The sequence below is a fragment of the Streptomyces sp. NPDC048521 genome, assembly GCF_043199855.1.
GTDB lineage: Bacteria > Actinomycetota > Actinomycetes > Streptomycetales > Streptomycetaceae > Streptomyces.
The window spans coordinates 225,463-244,308 of the sequence record NZ_JBICWR010000001.1 but is presented as its reverse complement, the minus strand read 5'-3'; the positions used below and the strand labels follow the sequence as shown (position 1 = coordinate 244,308).

Annotated in this window: 18 protein-coding genes; 8 read left to right on the top strand and 10 right to left on the bottom strand. The window is 73.0% G+C overall.

Annotated elements, in window-relative coordinates:
* Positions 1–138: 138 nt before the first annotated feature.
* Positions 139–1,047 carry an aminoglycoside phosphotransferase family protein gene (locus ACGFRF_RS01110; protein ID WP_393735915.1) on the bottom strand — a complete coding sequence of 303 codons (909 nt, stop codon included), beginning with the start codon at positions 1,045–1,047 and terminating at the stop codon, positions 139–141.
* A gap of 193 nt (positions 1,048–1,240) precedes the next feature.
* On the opposite strand from ACGFRF_RS01110, the gene ACGFRF_RS01105 reads away from it, so the two are divergent.
* Positions 1,241–2,035: a VOC family protein gene (locus ACGFRF_RS01105; RefSeq protein ID WP_393735913.1), complete on the top strand. Its 795-nt coding sequence runs from the start codon at positions 1,241–1,243 to the stop codon at positions 2,033–2,035.
* A 34-nt stretch (positions 2,036–2,069) separates the two neighbouring features.
* On the top strand, positions 2,070–2,765 hold the full coding sequence (locus ACGFRF_RS01100) for a ribonuclease H (RefSeq protein WP_393735912.1): 696 nt from the start codon (positions 2,070–2,072) through the stop codon (positions 2,763–2,765).
* On the opposite strand, the gene ACGFRF_RS01095 is transcribed toward ACGFRF_RS01100, so the two are convergent.
* Positions 2,766–3,587: a tyrosinase family protein gene (locus tag ACGFRF_RS01095; RefSeq protein ID WP_393735910.1), complete on the bottom strand. Its 822-nt coding sequence runs from the start codon at positions 3,585–3,587 to the stop codon at positions 2,766–2,768.
* Between the two features lie 35 nt (positions 3,588–3,622).
* Complete coding sequence (locus ACGFRF_RS01090) at positions 3,623–4,018, bottom strand: tyrosinase cofactor (RefSeq protein ID WP_393735908.1); 396 nt, start codon at positions 4,016–4,018, stop codon at positions 3,623–3,625.
* A 340-nt stretch (positions 4,019–4,358) separates the two neighbouring features.
* On the opposite strand from ACGFRF_RS01090, the gene ACGFRF_RS01085 reads away from it, so the two are divergent.
* Complete coding sequence (locus ACGFRF_RS01085; protein ID WP_393735906.1) at positions 4,359–5,555, top strand: FAD-dependent monooxygenase; 1,197 nt, start codon at positions 4,359–4,361, stop codon at positions 5,553–5,555.
* 478 nt (positions 5,556–6,033) lie between these two features.
* Here ACGFRF_RS01085 and ACGFRF_RS01080 read toward each other — a convergent pair whose 3' ends face one another.
* Complete coding sequence (locus ACGFRF_RS01080) at positions 6,034–6,933, bottom strand: LysR family transcriptional regulator (protein WP_393735904.1); 900 nt, start codon at positions 6,931–6,933, stop codon at positions 6,034–6,036.
* 168 nt (positions 6,934–7,101) lie between these two features.
* Here ACGFRF_RS01080 and ACGFRF_RS01075 point away from each other — a divergent pair, with 168 nt between their 5' ends.
* The 5 genes from ACGFRF_RS01075 (at position 7,102) to ACGFRF_RS01055 (ending at position 12,192) form a co-directional block, all read left to right on the top strand.
* Positions 7,102–7,986 carry an SDR family oxidoreductase gene (locus tag ACGFRF_RS01075; RefSeq protein ID WP_393735902.1) on the top strand — a complete coding sequence of 295 codons (885 nt, stop codon included), beginning with the start codon at positions 7,102–7,104 and terminating at the stop codon, positions 7,984–7,986.
* A gap of 206 nt (positions 7,987–8,192) precedes the next feature.
* Complete coding sequence (locus tag ACGFRF_RS01070; RefSeq protein ID WP_393735900.1) at positions 8,193–9,176, top strand: aldo/keto reductase; 984 nt, start codon at positions 8,193–8,195, stop codon at positions 9,174–9,176.
* 84 nt (positions 9,177–9,260) lie between these two features.
* Positions 9,261–9,755, top strand: a complete 495-nt coding sequence (locus tag ACGFRF_RS01065; RefSeq protein WP_393735898.1) for a DUF6328 family protein — start codon at positions 9,261–9,263, stop codon at positions 9,753–9,755.
* 352 nt (positions 9,756–10,107) lie between these two features.
* Positions 10,108–10,551 carry a VOC family protein gene (locus ACGFRF_RS01060; protein WP_393735896.1) on the top strand — a complete coding sequence of 148 codons (444 nt, stop codon included), beginning with the start codon at positions 10,108–10,110 and terminating at the stop codon, positions 10,549–10,551.
* A 165-nt stretch (positions 10,552–10,716) separates the two neighbouring features.
* Positions 10,717–12,192: a dihydrolipoyl dehydrogenase family protein gene (locus ACGFRF_RS01055; RefSeq protein WP_393735894.1), complete on the top strand. Its 1,476-nt coding sequence runs from the start codon at positions 10,717–10,719 to the stop codon at positions 12,190–12,192.
* Positions 12,193–12,275: 83 nt separating this feature from the next.
* Here ACGFRF_RS01055 and ACGFRF_RS01050 read toward each other — a convergent pair whose 3' ends face one another.
* The 6 genes from ACGFRF_RS01050 to ACGFRF_RS01025 form a co-directional block, all read right to left on the bottom strand.
* Complete coding sequence (locus ACGFRF_RS01050; RefSeq protein WP_393735892.1) at positions 12,276–12,704, bottom strand: SsgA family sporulation/cell division regulator; 429 nt, start codon at positions 12,702–12,704, stop codon at positions 12,276–12,278.
* A 200-nt stretch (positions 12,705–12,904) separates the two neighbouring features.
* Positions 12,905–13,876 (bottom strand): LLM class F420-dependent oxidoreductase, encoded by a 972-nt coding sequence (locus ACGFRF_RS01045; RefSeq protein ID WP_393735890.1) that lies wholly within the window; start codon positions 13,874–13,876, stop codon positions 12,905–12,907.
* A 50-nt stretch (positions 13,877–13,926) separates the two neighbouring features.
* The gene (locus ACGFRF_RS01040; protein ID WP_393735888.1) at positions 13,927–15,498 is read right to left on the bottom strand and encodes a protein kinase; all 1,572 of its coding nucleotides are present in this window, start codon (positions 15,496–15,498) and stop codon (positions 13,927–13,929) included.
* 208 nt (positions 15,499–15,706) lie between these two features.
* Positions 15,707–16,675, bottom strand: a complete 969-nt coding sequence (locus ACGFRF_RS01035; RefSeq protein WP_393735886.1) for a pyridoxal-phosphate dependent enzyme — start codon at positions 16,673–16,675, stop codon at positions 15,707–15,709.
* A gap of 93 nt (positions 16,676–16,768) precedes the next feature.
* Positions 16,769–17,800, bottom strand: coding sequence for a polyprenyl synthetase family protein (locus ACGFRF_RS01030; protein ID WP_393735884.1), 1,032 nt, complete (start codon positions 17,798–17,800; stop codon positions 16,769–16,771).
* Complete coding sequence (locus ACGFRF_RS01025) at positions 17,797–18,837, bottom strand: tetratricopeptide repeat protein (RefSeq protein WP_393735882.1); 1,041 nt, start codon at positions 18,835–18,837, stop codon at positions 17,797–17,799. Before ACGFRF_RS01025 ends, ACGFRF_RS01030 begins: the two co-directional genes overlap by 4 nt.
* Positions 18,838–18,846: the final 9 nt, after the last annotated feature.

Here is an 18,846-nt window from a genome sequence, read left to right as displayed (position 1 = left end):
CCCGGCCACGATCGCTCGGCCACCAGCCGGCCACGATCGCTCGGCCACCAGCCAGCCACGATCACTCGGCCTCGGCTGCTCGGCCACCCGGTCACGGCTGCTCGGCCTCGGCCCCCGGTCACGGCCACCCGGTCACGGCTACTCGGTCACGGCGAGGAGTTGGGCGATCACGTGACGGGAGTTCTCCGCCAGTGTCGGGTTGGTGTGCCAGTAGTACGGCAGTGCGACCAGCGCGATCGACAGCGCCCAGCCGCGCCCGCGCGCCCACTCCGCGTCGTCGGCGCCGACGGCCTTGCGGAAGGTGTCCCGGGCGGCCGCGGGCAGCAGGTTCCAGGCAACGATGAGGTCCACGGCGGGATCGCCGACGCCGGCGGTGCCGAAGTCGATCACGGCGCTCAGCCGGCCGCCGTCGACCAGCACGTTCCCGGGGGACAGGTCCCCGTGCGCCCAGACCGGCGGCCCGGCGTGCTCCGGGGCGCGCAGGGCCTCCTCCCACAGGGCGGTGACCGCGTCGGCGTCGACCCTTGCGCCCAGCTCGGCGATGGCCGCGCGGGTGAGCTCGTCCCGGTCCCCCAGGGGGCCGCCCCGGTAATCGGGCGGCCCGTCCTGCGGGGCGATCCGGCGCAGCGCGTGCACGAACGCCCCGAGGTCCTCGGCGAGCCGCTCCGCCTCCTCGACGGCCCCCGCCACCGGATTGCGGCCCTCCAGCCAGCGGTAGACGGACCAGGGCCACGGGAAGCCGTCGTCCGGTTCACCCACCCCGAGGGGCTCGGGCACCGCCACCGGCAGCAGCGGCGCGAGCCGGGGCAGCCAGCGTTGCTCCCGCGTCACGTCCGATACGGCGGCGGGACGCCGGGGGAGCCGTACCACGAGGTCGGTGCCCAGGCGGAACATGGCGTTCTCGGTCCCGGAGGAGGCGACGCGCCGTACGGGCAGCCCGGCCCACCGCGGAAACCGGCGGGCGATCAGGCGCTGGACCAGTGGGGCGTCGAGGTCGACCTCGTCCGCGTGCATCCTCCGCGGCCGACGGTTGTCGTAGTCACTCATCGGGGTACATCACAGCGCCTCGACGCCCTTGCCGTCGACGGGATTTCGCCGGACGGGTACGGGAAGTGGCGGTCGCGGTCCGCGGCACCTGGCCGGCCCGGGGCTGCCCCCCGGCCGTTCGGCGCGCGGGTCGACCTCGGGGTGGCTAGCGTGAGGTAGCGGGACAAAACAGCTGACCGAGAGGGCCCGGACCATGGCCGTGCAACCCGAAGGAACGCCCTGTTGGGCCGATGCGATGTTCAGCGACCTCGAGGGAGCGAAGAGGTTCTACGGCGACGTCCTCGGCTGGACCTTCGGCGAGACGTCGTCGGAGTACGGCAACTACACACAGGCCTACGCGGACGGCAAGGCGGTGGCCGCGGTCGTCCCGCCCATGCCCGGCCAGGAGGGCCGGTCGCAGTGGTGCCTGTACCTCGCCTCGCCGGACGCCGCCGCCACCGCGGCGAAGATCCGGGAGAACGGTGGCGAGGTGCTGATGGAGCCGATGCAGGTCGGCGATTTCGGCACCATGTGCCTGGCCCGTGAGCCCAGTGGAGCCGTGTTCGGGGTGTGGCAGGCCGGCACCCACGAGGGCTTCGAGGCCACGGCGACCCCGGGCGCCTACTGCTGGGCCGAGGTCTTCACCCGCGAGCCGGAGAAGGCCGACGGCTTCCTCTCCGCCGTCTTCCCCTACCGGATGAAGGACATCGAGGACCACGCCGTCGACTTCCGCATGTTCGACATCGGCGAGGACACGGTCCTCGGCCGGATGCGGATGACGGACGACTTCCCGCCCGAGGTGCCCTCGTACATCAACGTCTACTTCACCGTGGACGACTGCGACGAGGCCGTCGCCCGGGCCGTCAAGCTCGGCGGCATCCTCCGCTTCGGGCCGATGAGCAGCCCCTTCGGCCGGTTCGCGGCGCTCAGCGACCCGCAGGGCGCGGACTTCTCGGTGATCGACATCACGACCACCGAGGGCGAGATGCCCAAGGTCAAGGACGCCTGACCGGGCCCGGAACGCCGGCCCGCGCGGTCATGGCATGATCGTGCGCATGCGTGAACGTGTGGTGGCCGCGTGCGACGGGGCTTCGAAGGGAAACCCCGGACCGGCCGGATGGGCGTGGGTGGTCTCCGACGGCGACGAGCGGACCCCGGGCCGCTGGGAGTCGGGCCCGCTCGGCCGGGCCACCAACAACGTCGCCGAACTCACCGCCCTGGAGCGCCTGCTGGCGGCCGTCGAGCCGGACGTGCCGCTGGAGATCCGGATGGACTCCCAGTACGCGATGAAGGCCGTCACCACCTGGCTGCCCGGCTGGAAGCGCAACGGCTGGAAGACGGCCGCCGGCAAGCCGGTCGCCAACCAGGATCTGGTGGTCCGCATCGACGACCTCCTCGCCGGCCGGACCGTCGAGTTCCGCTATGTCCCCGCCCACCAGGTCGACGGCGACCCGCTGAACGACTTCGCCGACCGCGCCGCCAGCCAGGCCGCCTCCGTCCAGGAGGTGGCCGGCAGCGCGCTCGGCTCCCCGGAGCCGCCGCCGTCGCCCGACACCCCGAAGGCGGCCGCCCCGCGCAAGAAGACGCCCCGCCGCACCGGCGGCGGAGCGTCCTCCCGCACCATCAAGGCGAAGTTCCCCGGCCGCTGCCCGTGCGGCCGCTCCTACGCGGCCGGCGAGCCCATCGCCAAGAACGCGCAGGGCTGGGGCCACCCGGAGTGCCGTACCGCCGAGGCCTGATCAGGTGTCGAACGTGTAGTGCCGCGTGTGGTCCAGCAGCTCCGCCGGACGCACGTCGTTCCACGGCTTCATCGTCTCGTTCAGGTCCACGACGTTCGGCGTGCCGGCCGCCGGCAGGTATCCGGCGTCCGGGTGCCGGCGCTGCCACTCGGCCCACAGCTTGTCGACGTAGGCGTGGTGCAGCCAGAACACCGGGTCGTTGGGGGAGACCCCGGTGGCCATCTGCCCGCCGACCCACACATGGACCCGGTTGTGCAGGTTGACCCCGCGCCATCCCTCCAGGTGGTTGCGGAAGCCGTCCGAGGCGCTGTTGTACGGTGCCATGTCGTACGTGGCCATCGCCAGCACCGACTCCACCTCGGCCGGCGTCGGCAGGTCGCGCACGCTCGTGCCGAGCGAGCGGCGCAGGAAGGTGCGGCCGTCCACCCGTACCGCGATCGGCCAGTCGCCGGTGGACGCGGCGAACGGGCCGTCCATCACCCGGCCGTCCGTACCGCGTCCGGTGCCGCCGAGGAAGTCCGGCGCCCACAGCGCGGCGCGGACCGTGCGGTCGGTGCTCCAGTCCCAGTACGGCAGCGCCACCGAGGAGTCCACCGACTGCAGCGCCTGCTCGAAGTCGAGCAGGAATCTGCGGTGCCACGGCAGGAAGGACGGGGAGCGGTGGCCGGTCCGTTCGCCGCTGTCGGTGTCGGACATGATGAAGGCGTTGTGCGTGCGGACGAAGCCGTCGTAGCGCCCGCTGCGCTTCAGCGCGATGACGGCGTCGGTGAACCGCTTCTTCTCGCCGGCGGTCAGGGTGGCCTGGTTCTTGCGTACGGTCATGGTGCGCGGTGCTCCGTAGGTCCTTGTGGGGGCGGTCAGTTGGCGGGGAACGGCAGCAGCGGCGCGCCCTGCAGTTCGTCCACCGCGGCACGGGCGGCGGCGCGCGGGGTGGGCACCGGGTCGTAGTGGCTGACGACGCTGATCCAGCTGCCGTCGGCGTTCCGCATCAGGTGCAGCTGCACCCCGTCCACGAACACGGCGTAGCCGCCGCCATGGTCGTGGTGGTGACCGCCTACGCCCGCCGGACGGCCCTGTATCCGGCGGCCGTTGTAGACCTCGTCGAAGGGGTCCGGCGCGGTGTGGTCGTGGCCGGCGGCCGAGGTGCCCAAGGTGAGGGCCGTGGCGTGGGGAGCGGCGACGGCGGCGGCTGAGGCCGTGGCGGCCAGGGCGGCTGCCGCGGTGAGCGCGCGGCGCCGGGTGAGGTCAGGCATGCGGGTCCTCCTGGGGGGCGTCGTGGTGGTGACGACGCATGCCTATCCGGGGGTCCCGGACCGGAAGAAATCCGCCGGAACGGGTTGGCTGTGATCCGGACAATCACCCACATTTCGTGCAGCGTTGAACGAAGATGATCTTGTTGCGGTGGTGGCTCCGGTCGGCCCGGAACGGGCAATTCCTTGCCGGGTCGCCCCGGATCGCGGTGATCTTTCTCGCGCGCCGACCGTCGGAGTGGCGCGGCTCACCGCGTCGAACTGACGCGATCAGGCGGCCCGTCCCTGCTGCTACCCTGCGATGCCGATCGACCACGTTCGGTGACTGTCAGGGGTGTGTGCGGTGAAGGTCGTCTGCGTCGGAGGAGGGCCCGCGGGCCTGTACCTCGCCATCCTGCTCAAGCAGCGGGACCCGGCCCACCACATCACCGTCCACGAACGCAACCCCGAGGGCTCGACCTACGGCTGGGGCGTGACGTACTGGCGCGGCCTCCTCGACAAGCTCCGGGAGCACGACCCCGCCTCGGCGCGAGCGATCGAGGAACACTCCGTGCGCTGGAGCGACGGCGTCGCCCACGTGGGCGACCTGACGGCCTGCCACCACGGGGACGAGGGCTTCGGCATCGGCCGCCACCGGCTGCTCGACCTGCTCGCCGACCGGGCCCGCACCCTCGGCGTACGCCTGGAGTACGACAGCGAGATCACCGAACCGCCCGCCGGCGCCGATCTCATCGTCGCGGCCGACGGGGTGCACAGCGCCCTGCGCGGCCGGCACGCCGGGCACTTCGGCACCCGGATCACCAGCGGCCGCAACCACTACATCTGGCTCGGCACGACCAAGGTCTTCGACGCCTTCACCTTCGCCTTCACCGAGACCGCGCACGGCTGGATCTGGGCCTACGGCTACGGGTACAGCGGCGAGCACAGCACCTGCGTCGTGGAATGCTCCCCGGAGACCTTCACCGGCCTCGGCCTGGACCGGGCGGACGAGGGCGAGCAACTCGCCCTGCTGCAGAAGCTGTTCGCCGACGTCCTCGACGGCCACCCCCTCATCGGCCGTGGCGGCGCCACCTGGCTGAGCTTCCGCACCCTCACCAACAGCGCCTGGCACCACGGCAACCTCGTCCTGCTCGGCGACGCCGCCCACACCACCCACTACTCCATCGGCGCCGGCACCACCCTCGCCCTGGAGGACGCCATGTGCCTCGCCGGCGCCCTGCACGAGCACGCCGGACTGCCCGACGCCCTCGCCGCCTACGAGCGCCGCCGCCGGGCCGAACTGCTGTCCGTGCAGAGCGCGGCCCGCTACAGCGCGCAGTGGTACGAGAACCTGCCCCGCTACATCCACCTGCCCCCGCACCGGATGTTCGCCCTGCTCGGCCAACGCCACTCGCCCCTGCTGCCGTACGTCCCGCCGCAGCTGTACTACGGCCTCGACAAGGCGGCCGGACAGCTGGAGGTGCTGCGTCGATTCAAACGCTGGCTCGGACCGAGGGCAGCACGGGCCCTGCACGCCCGGTCGGCCGCGCACCGGGGCTGACCGGCCACGGTTCCGCACCGTCCGCAGCAGCCTTCGCGCACCGAAGGAGCCCCGCCCCCACGGCCGTTACCCGTCTCGTTCGACCAGCTCTCGTCCGGCTACAGCCTGCACCGTGCCTACTGGCCGACCCGCGCCGCCGACCTCGCCCACCAGGACCGTGCCGCCATCGAGGACCAGGCCGCGCAGTGGGGCTTCGACCGGGTGCGGCCGCCCAGATCAAGGACTGGCTCTGCGACCCGGCCGTCGCCGACACCCTCGCCGAGCTGCGCACCGACGGGCAGAGCGTGTACTTCACCGGGCACGGCCTCGGTGGCGCCCTCGCCATGCCGGCCGGCATCCGCGACCACTCCATGCGGAGCTACCTGACGGCCCTGGAGAAGAACCTCGCCCGACCGGGGCCGGGCGGGGCCGGCGCCACACCGGCGCCACGGCCACGACACGGACGCGGACGCCCTGCCGGGCCGCCCCGCGCCCTGACTCACCGGCTGCCGGCGGGCTCGGTCAGCAGGGCTTCGGCGGACCTGCGGAAGGCGTTGAGCAGGCGGGTGTGGTCGCCCGCGCGGGTCGCCAGTGCCACCTGGCTCGGTTCGACGCCGTGCAGGGGGATCGCGGTGAGGCCGGGGCGGACGGTGAGGCCCGGGACACCCGCGGCGATCGCCACCGCCTGTCCGGAGGCGACTAGTTCGAACTTGTCCTCGATGTCGTCGACGTACGGGCCGTCGGGGGCGGGACGCCCGTCGGGACGCGGGTCGATGCGCCAGAACGCGTCCCACAGCGGGTCGGGGAGCCGGGGCAGGGGTTCGTCGGCGATGTCGTCCACGGTGACCGACTCCTTGCCGGCCAGCCGGTGGTCGAGGGGGACGACCAGGACCCGCGGCTCGTCGTAGAGCACCGTCACCCGCAGACCCTCGCTGGAGAACGGCAGCCGGGCCACGAGGGCGTCCACACGGTGGTCGAGCAGCGCCTGCCGCGCCTCCTGCCAGCGCAGGTGCGTGGTCCGCACCTCGGCGTCCGGGAACCGGCGCCGCAGATCGCGCACGGCGGGGGTGACGAAGACACCGGTGGTGTAGCCGATCGTGATCCGGCTGGGCTCGGCGGCGGCCCGGGCGACGGCGGCGGCCTGCGCCGCCGCGCGCAGCAGGGCCCTGGCCCGCGGCAGGAAGGCCTCGCCCGCCTCGGTGAGCCGGGTGCCCCGCGAGGAGCGGTCGAGCAGCCGAGCGCCCACCTGCTGCTCCGGACGGCGCACCTGACGGCTCAGGGACGGCTGAGTGATGTGCAGGGCGGTGGCGGCACGGCCGAAGTGCCGGTGCTCGGCGACGACGGTGAAGTACCGCACCAGCCTCAGGTCGAGATCCGCGGCGGTGGCAGAGTCGGACATGCCTCGAGCGTACCGCCGGGCTCCTCCTGCGCCTCGGGGCTCGCAGCCCGGCTGGGCTGGGGTGATGCCTGAACCGTATTGCCTCATGCGGAACAAGCTGTGGACGGGCGCGGCCTGGCGGTCGAACGATGGGATCACTGCCACCGAGCAACCAAGGAGCCCCACATCATGCGGGTATTCGTCACCGGTGCCACCGGTTTCATCGGGTCCGCCGTCGTTCCCGAACTCATCGGCGCGGGCCACGAGGTCGTAGGCCTCGCCCGCTCGGACGAGGCCGTGGCGACGCTGAAGGCCGCGGGGGCCGAAGCCCACCGCGGTGACCTGGACGACCCCGAGGGCCTGGCCCGCGCGGCGGACGCCGCCGACGGCGTCATCCACCTGGCCTTCCGCCACGACTTCACCGACTCCGGCGCCGCGGCCGCCGCCGACCTGCGCGCCATCGAGGCGATCGGCGCCGCGTTGGCCGGGTCCGGCCGGCCCTTCGTGGTCACCTCGGGCACGGCGATCGCGCCCGCGGGCCGCCTCGTCACCGAGGACGACGGGCCCGCCGCCGGAACGCGCCGGACCGCGTCCGAGGAGGCGACGCTCGCGCTGGCCGAGCGCACAGTCCGCGCCTCGCTGCTCCGGCTCCCCTCCGTGCACGGTCGCGGCGACCACGGCTTCGTGCCGCTTCTCATCCGGATCGCCCGGGAGAAGGGCATGGCGGCCTACGTCGGTGACGGCACCAACCGCTGGCCCGGAGTCCACCGGTTCGACGCGGCCCGCCTGTACCGGCTGGCCCTGGAGAACGCACCGGCCGGCTCCCGGCTGCACGCCACCGACGAGGAGGGGGTGCCCTTCCGGGACATCGCCGAGGTCATCGGCCGGCACCTGGACGTGCCCGTGACCGGCCTGCCCGCCGACAAGGCCGGCGAACACTTCGGCTTCCTCGGCGGTTTCGTCGGGGTTGACAATCCCACGTCGAGCGCGCTCACACGCACGTTGCTCGGCTGGGAACCGCGCGAGACCAGGTTCCTCGCGGACCTCGACGAGGGCCACTACTTCGAGGTGTAGTCCGCCCGGTCAGCGCGGGTGAGCGCCACGCCCACCGGGAACACCGGGAGTTCGGCCGCGGCCACCGCCGGGCCGGGTCGATCAGGATCGGTACGGCGCCCCGTGCGGCGGCGGAGCGCACCAGGCCGCGACGGCTCACAGGACCGGGTGCGTCCCGCGGAGCGGCCCGCTCCGCGGGACGCGGCACCGGATGACACACTGACGCCATGGACGAACGCGTAATCGGCAGGTCGGGTCAGTGGGCATCGGTGGTCGGACTCGGCACATGGCAGCTGGGTGCCGACTGGGGCGACGTGGACGACAAGGAGGCCCTGTCCATCCTGGAGGCGGCGGCCGAGTCGGGGGTCACCTTCTTCGACACGGCCGATGTCTACGGCGACGGGCGCAGCGAGGAGACCATCGCCTCGTTCCTGCGCGGCCGGCCCGATCTGCACGTGCTGGTGGCCACCAAGATGGGACGCCGGGTCGAGCAGATCCCCGAGAACTACGTCCTGGACAACTTCCGCGCCTGGAACGACCGCTCGCGCCGCAACCTCGGCGTCGACCGCATCGACCTGGTCCAGCTGCACTGCCCGCCCACCCCGGTCTACTCCTCCAACGAGGTGTTCGACGCCCTGGACACCCTGGTCGAGGAGGAGCGCGTCGCGGCGTACGGGGTGAGCGTGGAGACCTGCGCGGAGGCGCTGACGGCGATCGCCCGGCCGAACGTGGCGAGCGTGCAGATCATCCTCAACCCGTTCCGGATGAAGCCCCTGCGCGAGGTGCTGCCCGCCGCCCGCGAGGCCGGCGTCGGCATCATCGCGCGGGTGCCCCTCGCCTCCGGCCTGCTGTCCGGCAAGTACACGAAGGACACGGTGTTCGCGGCCAACGACCACCGCACCTTCAACCGGCACGGCGAGGCCTTCGACCAGGGCGAGACCTTCTCCGGCGTCGACTACGAGACCGGTGTCGAGGCGGCCGCCGAGTTCGCCGCGCTCACCCCCGAGGGCTGCACGCCGGCCCAGCTGGCGCTGCGCTGGATCATCGAGCAGGACGGCGTGACGACGGTGATCCCCGGGGCGCGCACCACGGAGCAGGCCCGCGCCAACGCCGCCGCGGCCAAGATGCCGCCGCTGCCGGAGGAGACGTTCGCCGCGATCCAGGAGCTGTACGACCGCCGGATCAAGGCCCAGGTCGAGCACCGGTGGTGAGAACCGAGTCGCACCGTGCGTGAGCGTGCGGTGACGCCGAGTACGCCTGTTTGAATGCTCTGTCATGCGGTTACACGCAACCGCATGACGGAGGAAGGGCGGCGCAGAGGGCGGAACGAGACCGCGGAGGAGCGGGCCGACCGGATGTGGGGTGAACTCATCCAGGAGGTCCGCGTGGCCCAGACGGGTGTGCAGATCCTGTTCGGCTTCCTGCTGACGGTGGTCTTCCAGCCGAAGTACGCCCAGCTCGCGGCCGTCGACCAGGCCATCTACATCGTCACCGTCGTCCTCGGCGCCTGCGCGACCGGTGCCCTCATCGGCCCGGTGTCGCTGCACCGTCTGGTCGCCGGCCGCCAGGTCAAGCCGCAGGCGGTGCGGCTGGCGTCGAGGATGACGTTCGTCGGGCTGGTCCTGCTGCTCGCCACGATGACGTCCTCCCTGCTGCTGATCCTCCGGGTGGCCACACACGACAGCTATGTGCCGTACCTGGTGGCGGCCGTCGTCACCTGGTACCTCGTCTGCTGGTACGGCCTGCCCCTGTGGGCCTGCCGCAAGCACACGTCCCGATCGGACGACTAGACCGTTCCTCCGCGCGCCGGACACCCCTTCCGAATCGGCGAACGCCCAGGCTCGTGATGCCCCACCGCGGTCCCCAAGGACGGGAGCGCCCGAGGGTGCCCGAGGCAGGAGTGGCGCCGCTGCGGTCAAGCAGTATGGTGGAGAGGTCTCCCTGCCGTGCCGTCCTCACCGACCCGGTGCGGAAAACCGGCGCCGCGACGGCTGCGGCCAACAGCCGTACCGGACCCGGTCGAAGACGCGCAGCCTTTCATCCACCCCATGGCAGGGCCTCCACGACAACGTCGCTGCGGCGCGCCGGAGCGGGGATTCGCGGCGACGTGCACAACTGCCGTACGGCAGGAGGGCTCCCCCGATGGACATGAGACTCGAAGTGGTAGTGATCCCGGTCGCCGACGTCGACCGGTCGAAGGACTTCTACAAGGCGCTGGGATGGCGGCTGGACGCCGACTTCTCCGCCGGCGACGGCTTCCGCGTGGTGCAGCTGACACCGCCGGGTTCCGGCGGCTCGGTGATCTTCGGCAATGGCGTCAGCTCGGCCGAGCCGGGATCCGCCGCGGGCCTGTACCTCGTGGTCTCGGACATCGAGGCGGCACGGGCCGAGTTGACCCGGAACGGGGCCGAGGTGGGGGAAGTCTTCCACGACGCGGGCGGGGTGTTCCACCACGCGGGCACCAAGGACCGGGTGCCCGGCCCGCATCCCGAGCGCGCCAGTTACGCGTCGTTCGCCTCGTTCACCGACCCGGACGGCAACAGCTGGATGGTGCAGGAAGTCACGGAACGACTGCCTGGGCGGTGACGCCGCTCGACCCGGGCCGGCGACCGGCCGGGGAGAGAAGCCGATGTCTGTGACCGGGGACCCGACGCCGGCCCGGACGACTCGAACCAGTGCGGGGCGCGGGGCCGTCCGCCGTCGGTGCGACCGACAGGCGCAGGGCGTTGAGCGGTGATGGGAGACATACGTATGACCGCGACCGTGGATCCGGACCGCTCCTCATGGGATGTGATCGTCCTGGGTGGCGCCGCCGCCGGTGAGAACGCCGCTCAGTACGCAAGCCAGTTCTCGGGCCTGTCCTCGGTGCTCGTGGAGGACAGCCTGCTCGGGGGCGAATGCTCCTACTGGGCCTGCATGCCGAGCAAGGCCCTGCTGCGGCCGGTGGAGGTCGTGGACGCGGCCGCTCATCTGCCGGGAGTGTCGGCCCGACTGGAGGCCGCCGAGGTCCTCGCCCGGCGTGACCGTGTGATCAATCAACTGGACGACGGTTCACAGGTGTCCTGGGCTCTGTCCACCGGTATCGACGTCGTCCGCGGTTACGGACGTCTGGCGGGTGAACGCACCGTGGTCGTGAGCCGCCCGGACGGAGCGGACCGGACACTGACGGCCCGCCACGCCGTGGTCGTCGACACGGGCTCCCGCCCGGCCGTGCCGGACGTTCCCGGACTGCGTGCGGCCCTGCCGTGGGCGTCGCGCGACGTGACCACGATGCGTGAGGTGCCGCGTCGGGTCGTCGTCCTGGGCGGCGGCGTGGTCGCCTGTGAGGCGGCCACCTGGCTGGCCGGGCTGGGAGCGAGCGAGGTGTCGCTCGTGTACCGCGGCGATCGGCTGCTGGCCCGGCAGGAACCCTTCGCGGGCACACTCGTCGGCCAGGCCTTGCAGGACAGCGGCGTCCAGTTGTACCCGGGGCACAACCTGTCCCTGGTCAAGCGGGCCGAGCCCCGTGACACCGGGCACGGCCACATCCATGGCGGGGAAGTCAGCGTGACGCTCGACGACGGCACGACCGTGGTCGCCGACGAGGTCGTCGTAGCCACCGGGCGCCTGCCCAACACCGAGGACATCGGTCTGGACACCATCGGCCTGCGCCCCGGCGGATACCTCGCGGTCGACGAGCACCAGTGCGTGCGGGGTACGGACGCCGACTGGCTCTACGCCATCGGCGACGTGTGCGGGCGGGCACTGCTGACGCACATGGGGAAGTACCAGGCCCGTATCGCCGGAGAGGTGATCGCCGCCCGCGCAGAAGGCTCCACCGAACTGCCCTCCGCCGCCGCCGGACACATCGGGCTTCCCCAAGTCGTCTTCACCGACCCGGAGGTCGGCAGCGCCGGACTGACCGAGCGGCAGGCACGAGACGCCGGCATCGACGTGGAGGTCGTCGAGTACGACCTCGCCGCGCTCGCGGGAACCTACGTCATGCGCTCGGACTACCGGGGCCAGGCCAAACTGGTCGTCGACCGCACCGACGACGTGGTGGTGGGAGCCACCTTCGTCGGCGCGGGCATCGCCGAACTCGTGCACTCGGCGACCACGGCGATCGTGGGCCGGATTCCTCTGTCCACCCTGTGGCACGTCGTCCCGAGCTATCCGACGGCCAGCGAGATCTGGCTCCGGCTTCTGGAGACCCTCCGCGTGAAGCGGCGTACGGATGACGGGAGCTGACGGCCCCTGGGCAGCACGGGCCATCGGCCGCACCAGCGCGCCACAAGGGGCGCGGACGAGGATGCGGTCGCCCGGCGCCGGGGCTACTCCGCCCCGGAGAGGATCTCCGCCAGGAACTCGTCGACGGGGACGTGTTCCTGCCCGGGCGGGACGACCTGGTGGGTCTCGCGCAGGAACGCGGCGATCGCGGGCGCCCAGGCGAACACCACCGCGTGGTGCCGGCTGCCGTCGGGACGGTAGTCCCCGAGGAACTCCAGGCGCAGCTCGTGCCACAGTCCGGTGGCGGCGGGCCGCACCCGGACGTCGCCGACACCGACCGGCTTGTCCAGGCCGTCGCAGAGCATCTCCCGGTCCAGCCGCCAGCGGGCCAGCACATGGCCGTCGTGGCCGAAGACGGCGGTGACGGCGAACGGATCCTCGGCGTCGTAGCTGAGATGGGCGAGCACGGGACACCGTTCGGTGCCTCCCGCGCGGAGCTGCACCACCAGGGTCTTGTGGACGAACGAGTTCACGCGAGGGCCTCCGGGAACAATCGGCTAGAGCCCTCTAGTACCCCCGTCCCGCCCGGAATGCTCACCCGTGCGACTGATTCCCGTGGACTGCGCGGAACGCGGCCGGACAGGTGCCGAACACCGTGGGCCCGCGGCCGTGCTCGGGGAAAGCCCGCCCCCCGGAGCGGCCCACGGGGCCGCGCCGGACGGGCAGGGGGGTGTCAGCCGAACGCCTCCCGCAACGCGGGCAGCAGGGTCTTCGCCGACCAGTCCAGGAACTCCTGCTGCGTGTCGCCGCCGATCTGCACGAGGGCGACCTCCCCGAACCCGGCCTCGGCGTAGGGCCGTACGGCCTCCACGAAGGCGTCCGGGTCGTCGCCGCACGGGATGGCGGAGGCGACGTCGTCCTCGGTCACGAACTGCGTGGCCGCCTCGAACGAGTCCGGGTGCGGCAGTTCGGCGTTCACCTTCCAGCCGAGCCCGAACCAGCGGAACTGGGAGTGGGCGCGTTTGATCGCCGTGTCCCGGTCGTGGCCGTAGCACACCGGCAGCTGGCCGACCCGGGGCTTGCCGCTGCCGCCGTGCCGGTCGAAGGCCTCCAGCAGGCCCGCCTTGGGCTCGGTCGCGATGACCAGGTCGGCGAGATGCCCGGCGAGCTTGCAGGACTGCTCGCCGGAGACGGCGATGCCGATCGGCGGAGCCTCGTCCGGGAGGTCCCACAGACGGGCCGACTCCACGTCGTAGTGCTGTCCGTGGTGGGTGACATGGCCGCCCTCGAACAGCGCACGGATGATCTCCACTGCCTCTTCGAGCATCTCGTGCCGTACGTCCGCGGGCGGCCAGCCGCCGCCCACGACGTGCTCGTTCAGGTTCTCGCCGGCGCCGAGGCCGAGCCGGAACCTGCCGTCGGACAGCAACTGCACCGTCGCCGCCTTCTGCGCCACGATCGCCGGGTGGTAGCGCAGGATGGGGCAGGTGACATAGGTCATCAGGGGAATCCGCGAGGTGGCCTGGGCGGCAGCGCCCAGCACGCTCCACGCGTACGAGGAGTGCCCCTGCGAGCGCAGCCACGGGAAGTAGTGGTCGGAGATCACCGAGAAGTCGAACCCGGCCTCCTCGGCCCCCACCACGTGGTCCACCAGGTCCCGGGGACCGGCCTGCTCGGTCATCATCGTGTATCCGATTTGCACCATAGGGGGTGAGTCCCCGGGTCGGCCCGGAGAAAACGGCCGAAGGGTCGGGGTCAGTCCTCCGGCTCACGGAACGTCTGCAGGAACGTCTTCAGCGCCAGCCGGTTGGCCGCGTCGCCCCAGGTGGCGGCCGGGGTGGTGAAGCGCAGGGAGAACCCGCGCCGGCCGCCCAGCAGGAAACCCCGCCCGAAGGTGTGCACCCGCTCCTCCCCGGACCCCGCGAGCCACTCGATGTCGGCGGCCTCGTGGCCCTGGTAGGTGGTGGCCCGGACGTCGCCGACGCGGCGATAGCCGGGGAGCCTACTCAGCCCCGGCTCGACGTCGTCCCGCCAGACCGCGACCGGATCCGGGCCGACGCGTTCGCTGTAGGTGACGGCGAGAGTGGGGGAGTCGCCGCTGTCACCGAAGGTGACGCGGTAGGCGAGGTCGGTCGCACGGGAGGTGGTCAGCCGCTTCCAGCCGCCGGGGAGCGCCACCGAGAAGCCCTCCGGGGCGGTGTAGCGCCGGTAACCGGCCGGCAGGACGGGGGCGGGAGGGGACGCCGGGGCGGGAGTGGCCGCGGGGGTGCCGCCGCCGGTGTGCCGGTCCGCCGGCGTGGTCGAAGGGGTGGCTGTGGGCGGAGCGTCCGCCGTGTCCGTCCCGGACAGCTGGTGGGTCGCCGCCAGGACCGCGGCCGTGACGGTCAGCGCGGCCAGCACGGTGCCCGCGGCCAGGGCTCGTCTGCCCCGCCCCGGCCCGGTCAGGCCGACGCCCCGGTACGCGCCGCGCACCCGGGGTACCGGGGCCGGCTCCCGGTCCGCGTCCGGGTCCTCGGTCACCGCCCGGGTCAGGGCCTCGTGGACCACAGGCCGGGTCAGCCGCTCGACGGAGTTCTTGCGCAGCAGCCCTTGCACCGTCCGGGTCAGCGGGCCCGCCCGGAGCGGGGTGCGCAGCGGCAGCCGGTCGACGGCCTTGAGGGTGGCGTCCGGCCGGCCGCGATCACGGAACGGCGGGCGGCCCTCGACCATCGTGTAGAGCAGCGCGCCCAGCGCCCACAGGTCGGCGGCCGGGCCGATGCGCTCGTCGCGGGCCTGTTCGGGCGAGGCGTACGACGGCGCCGTGAGCCGTGGGACGAGGGTCGACCCCGCAAGACCGAACCCGGTGACGACGACGGGGCCGTCCTCCCGCACGAAGAGCTGGGCCGGACTCAGCTCGCCATGGGTGATGCCCTCGTCGTGCGCGGCCTCGAGCACCTCGAGCAGATCCAGGCCGATCCGGGCCGCCCGTACGGCGTTGAAGGATCCCTCGCGCTCGAGGAGTTCGCTCAGGGGCGTGCCGTCGATCCACTCGGTGACCGTCCACAGCGTGCCGGCCTCCACCACGGCGTCGACGACGGTGGCGACCCGGCCGGGGCGCAGCAGCCGCATGGTCTCGGAGGCCCGGATGATCCGGGCGGTGACGCGACGCGCGGTGTCGTCGGCGGAGGGCTCCGGAAGCGCGGTCTGCGCCACCAGCCGGGGCTGCTGGGCCGTCGCGTCCTCGGCGTACCACCACAGGCGGTTCGTCTCGCGGGCGAATACGTCCAGGAGCCGGTACCGACCGGCGACCCACTCGTGTGCGGAGACGTGCGCCTTGGCCATGGTCATCCCTCGCTGCAACCCCTGCCTGGTGTTTCCCAGAGGTACGCGGGGCGCGCGGGGGTGTGTTCAATGAATCCTCGAGCCGGACCCGTTCCTGCCTTTTATTCAGAAGTTCGAAAGGGCTTGCGAGTTTGGGTTGGTCGCCCCCACCGGCTCCTGGACCTGCGGGTAACCGACGGTAAATCGCCGTGTGCCCCAGGGCGCACGACCGGTGTCACGTCAGGCCGAAGCGGTCGGCCCAGCCGGTGAGTTCCCGGGGTGTCGTATTGCCCCCGCACACCACGAGTCCGATCCGGGCGCCCTCGCCGACGCGTGCGAGCACCTGACGGGCCGCCGGCAGCAGGCAGCCCGCAGCGGGCTCGGCCCACACCTTGGCGTGGTCGGCGAGGTCCAGGCAGCCCCGCACGGCGTCCCGGTCCGGGACCACCAGGACGTCCTCCACCAGCTCGGACACATGGTCGTACGTCAGCTGCGACACCGAGGGCGCGCTGAGCGTGGTGACCAGGGACGACAGCGGCACCGGTACCGGCCCGCCCGCCGCGAGCGCGGCGGACATCGCCTCGGCGCCCTCGGTCTCCACGCCCCACACGCGCACCCCGGGCCACCTGGCGCGCAGGGCCGCCGCGATCCCGGCGATCAGGCCGCCGCCGCCGATGCTGACGACGACGTCCGTCGGTGCGGCGGTGTCCTCGACGTCCTCCGCCAACTCCAGCCCCACGGTGCCCTGTCCGGCGATCACGACCGGGTCGTCGAACGGATGGACCAGCGTCAGGCCCTCGTCGCGCAGCCGGGTCACCAGCTGGAACGCGCTGTCCATGCCGTCGGTCAGCCGCACCGACGCCCCGGCCTCCTGCGCGAGACGCAGGGACCGCGCCGGCGCGGTCCGGGGCATCACCACGGTCGCCTTCACATCGAGGGCCGCCGCCATCACAGCGAGCGCGATGCCGTGGTTCCCGCCGCTGACCGCGACCACACCGACGGCCCGCTCCGCCTCGCTCAGCGACAGCAGCTTCGCCGTGGCCCCCCGGGCCTTGAACGAACCGGTGCGCTGCAGCAGTTCGAGCTTGGCGGTGACCGGGACGCCGAGCAGCTCGGTCAGGCCGGGACTCGGTACGGTCGGCGTCCGCACGATGTGTCCGGCGATCCGCCGGGCGGCGGCTTCGATCTCCGAGATGCCGATCAAGGTGCCTCACCCTTCCGGCGCGGGGCTGAGGACCGCGCCTCACGCACCTTGACCTGCCGGGACGGCGGAGGTCAACGCCGTTTCGGATCATGGCTACAGCACGCGGTGCACCAGCAGGTCCAGCAGCCGGTGCAGCTCCTCGGCGGCCTCGGCGGCCAGGGCGGCGCCCGCGAGCAGTGCCCGCGCGGCGGCCGTGTGCGCACGGGCCTCGGCCAGCGTCGCCGCACGACCGCCCGCCTCCTCGATCAGCACGGCCGCCTCCGCGGCCCTGCCGGGCGAGCCGAGCAGTGCGGGCAGCCGCCGGGCCGCCGGGGAGCCGAGCGCGACCAGGACCGGGAAGGTCTTCTTGCCCTCCCGCAGGTCGCCGCCCACGGGCTTGCCGGTGACGGCCGGGTCGCCCCAGATGCCCAGCACGTCGTCGACCAGCTGGAAGGCGACACCGAGATGCCGTCCGGCCCGGTCCAGCGCGGTGACCGTGGCCTCGGGCGCCCCGCCGAGCGCGGCACCCAGCGCGGCGGCGCAGCCCAGCAGCGCGCCGGTCTTGCCCTCCGCCATCGCCCGGTACTCCTGCGGCGTCACCCGCTCCGAGCCGGTGCACGGCCGGGCGGCGAACAGCAGGTCGTCGGCCTGTCCGCGGACCAGATCGGCGAGCGCCGCGGAGAGCAGCCGCACGGCGCCGGCCCCTTGCGGCGCGGCGGCGAGCGTGTCCACCGCCAGCGCGAACAGGGCGTCCCCGGCGAGCACCGCCGGACCGGTGCCGTACGCCTTCCACACGGCGGGGCGGCGGCGCCGGGTCGCGTCGCCGTCCATGATGTCGTCGTGCAGCAGCGAGAAGGCGTGCACCAGCTCGACCGCGACCGCGGCCGGGATGCCGGCCCGTGGATCGGCACCCGCCGCCTCGGCGCCGAGTACCGCGAGCGCCTGCCGTACGCCCTTGCCGCCCGGTGCCGTGGCGGGCGCCCCGCCGACCTCGCACCAGCCGAAGGAGTACGCGGCCATCTCGGCGACCCAGGGATGCAGCCGCCCCACCGCGTCCGTCAGCGCCGGTCGCGTCAACTCCCGGCAGCGGGCGAGGGTGTCGGCAGCCGCGAGCGGCGCCCGTACCGCCGTGGGCGGCGCGGTCACCGTACGACCTCCGTGTCCAGGCCGAACTCCCGCTGGGCCCGGGTCACCATCTCCCGCGCGTGCTTCAGACCGCTGCGGTCCAACGTCCTTGCCAGCTCGGTGAGTTCGGCCGCCGTCTCGGCACGGTCCCGCCCGAGGCGGGCCAGCGACTTGGCCAGTCCCAGCCGGGCCAGCGCCTCGCCGCGCGGCTCGCTCATCGCGCGGAACTCCTCCAGCGCCAGCTCGTACAGATCCCTGGCCTCGGCGTACCGCCCGGCCCGGTAGAAGACGTTGCCGCGCATCTTGTGGTTGTAGGCGAGCGCGCTGGAGAGGTTCATCGCCCGGCACGTGGCCTCCGCCTCGGACAGCAGCTCCAGCGCCCGTTCGGTGTCGCCGTCGCGCACCGAGAGGACGTCGGCGAGCCCGCGCAGCGCCCACGCGTGCCCGCGCCGGTCCTCGGCCCGCCCGGCTATCCGCGCGGCCTCCTCGAACAGGGCGTACGCCCTGTCGTAGTCGCCGGTGTTGCGGTGCATCTGCGCGATGCCCTCCAGGGCCCACACCGTGTGCCGGGCCTCTCCCCGCCTGCGGGCCTCGGCCAGCAACTGCTCGTGCAACCGGCCGACCGCCTCGTAGTCGCCCTGGATCCGGCCGGTCTCCGCGAGTCCGGCCAGCGAGTAACCGCGGACCACGACGTCCCCGCCGCGCTCACCCAGTTCGGCCGCGAGCCCCAGCAGCCGCCAGGCCAGCGGGAACGCCCCGCGCTGCCGGGCGAGGGTGCCGCCGCTCCACAGTGCCCAGGCCATGGCCGCCGTGTCCCCGGCCTCCCGGGCGGCGCGGTAACTCGCCTTCCAGGCCAGGTCCGCGTCGCGCACGTGGCCGAGCCGCCGATGGGCCTCGGCGACGGCGAGCCCGCAGCGGGCCGCCTCTGCGGGGCGCCCGGACCGCTCGGCCTCGCGCAGCCGCTCGGTGCCCTCGGCCAGCACGTCGACCAACGAGGAGTTCACGGACAGGGTGGTCAGTGCGCCCTGGTACTCCGGGGCGAATGCCTTGTCGTACATGTGTACCCT

Coding starts and splice junctions, on each gene's coding strand:
- ACGFRF_RS01100 (WP_393735912.1), top strand. CDS start 2,070: ATGATCGTGCGCATGCGTGAACGTGTGGTGGCCGCGTGCGACGGGGCT.
- ACGFRF_RS01070 (WP_393735900.1), top strand. CDS start 8,193: ATGGACGAACGCGTAATCGGCAGGTCGGGTCAGTGGGCATCGGTGGTC.
- ACGFRF_RS01105 (WP_393735913.1), top strand. CDS start 1,241: ATGGCCGTGCAACCCGAAGGAACGCCCTGTTGGGCCGATGCGATGTTC.
- ACGFRF_RS01095 (WP_393735910.1), bottom strand. CDS start 3,587: ATGACCGTACGCAAGAACCAGGCCACCCTGACCGCCGGCGAGAAGAAG.
- ACGFRF_RS01060 (WP_393735896.1), top strand. CDS start 10,108: ATGGACATGAGACTCGAAGTGGTAGTGATCCCGGTCGCCGACGTCGAC.
- ACGFRF_RS01075 (WP_393735902.1), top strand. CDS start 7,102: ATGCGGGTATTCGTCACCGGTGCCACCGGTTTCATCGGGTCCGCCGTC.
- ACGFRF_RS01055 (WP_393735894.1), top strand. CDS start 10,717: ATGACCGCGACCGTGGATCCGGACCGCTCCTCATGGGATGTGATCGTC.
- ACGFRF_RS01065 (WP_393735898.1), top strand. CDS start 9,261: ATGACGGAGGAAGGGCGGCGCAGAGGGCGGAACGAGACCGCGGAGGAG.
- ACGFRF_RS01090 (WP_393735908.1), bottom strand. CDS start 4,018: ATGCCTGACCTCACCCGGCGCCGCGCGCTCACCGCGGCAGCCGCCCTG.
- ACGFRF_RS01040 (WP_393735888.1), bottom strand. CDS start 15,498: ATGACCATGGCCAAGGCGCACGTCTCCGCACACGAGTGGGTCGCCGGT.
- ACGFRF_RS01080 (WP_393735904.1), bottom strand. CDS start 6,933: ATGTCCGACTCTGCCACCGCCGCGGATCTCGACCTGAGGCTGGTGCGG.
- ACGFRF_RS01045 (WP_393735890.1), bottom strand. CDS start 13,876: ATGGTGCAAATCGGATACACGATGATGACCGAGCAGGCCGGTCCCCGG.
- ACGFRF_RS01025 (WP_393735882.1), bottom strand. CDS start 18,837: ATGTACGACAAGGCATTCGCCCCGGAGTACCAGGGCGCACTGACCACC.
- ACGFRF_RS01110 (WP_393735915.1), bottom strand. CDS start 1,047: ATGAGTGACTACGACAACCGTCGGCCGCGGAGGATGCACGCGGACGAG.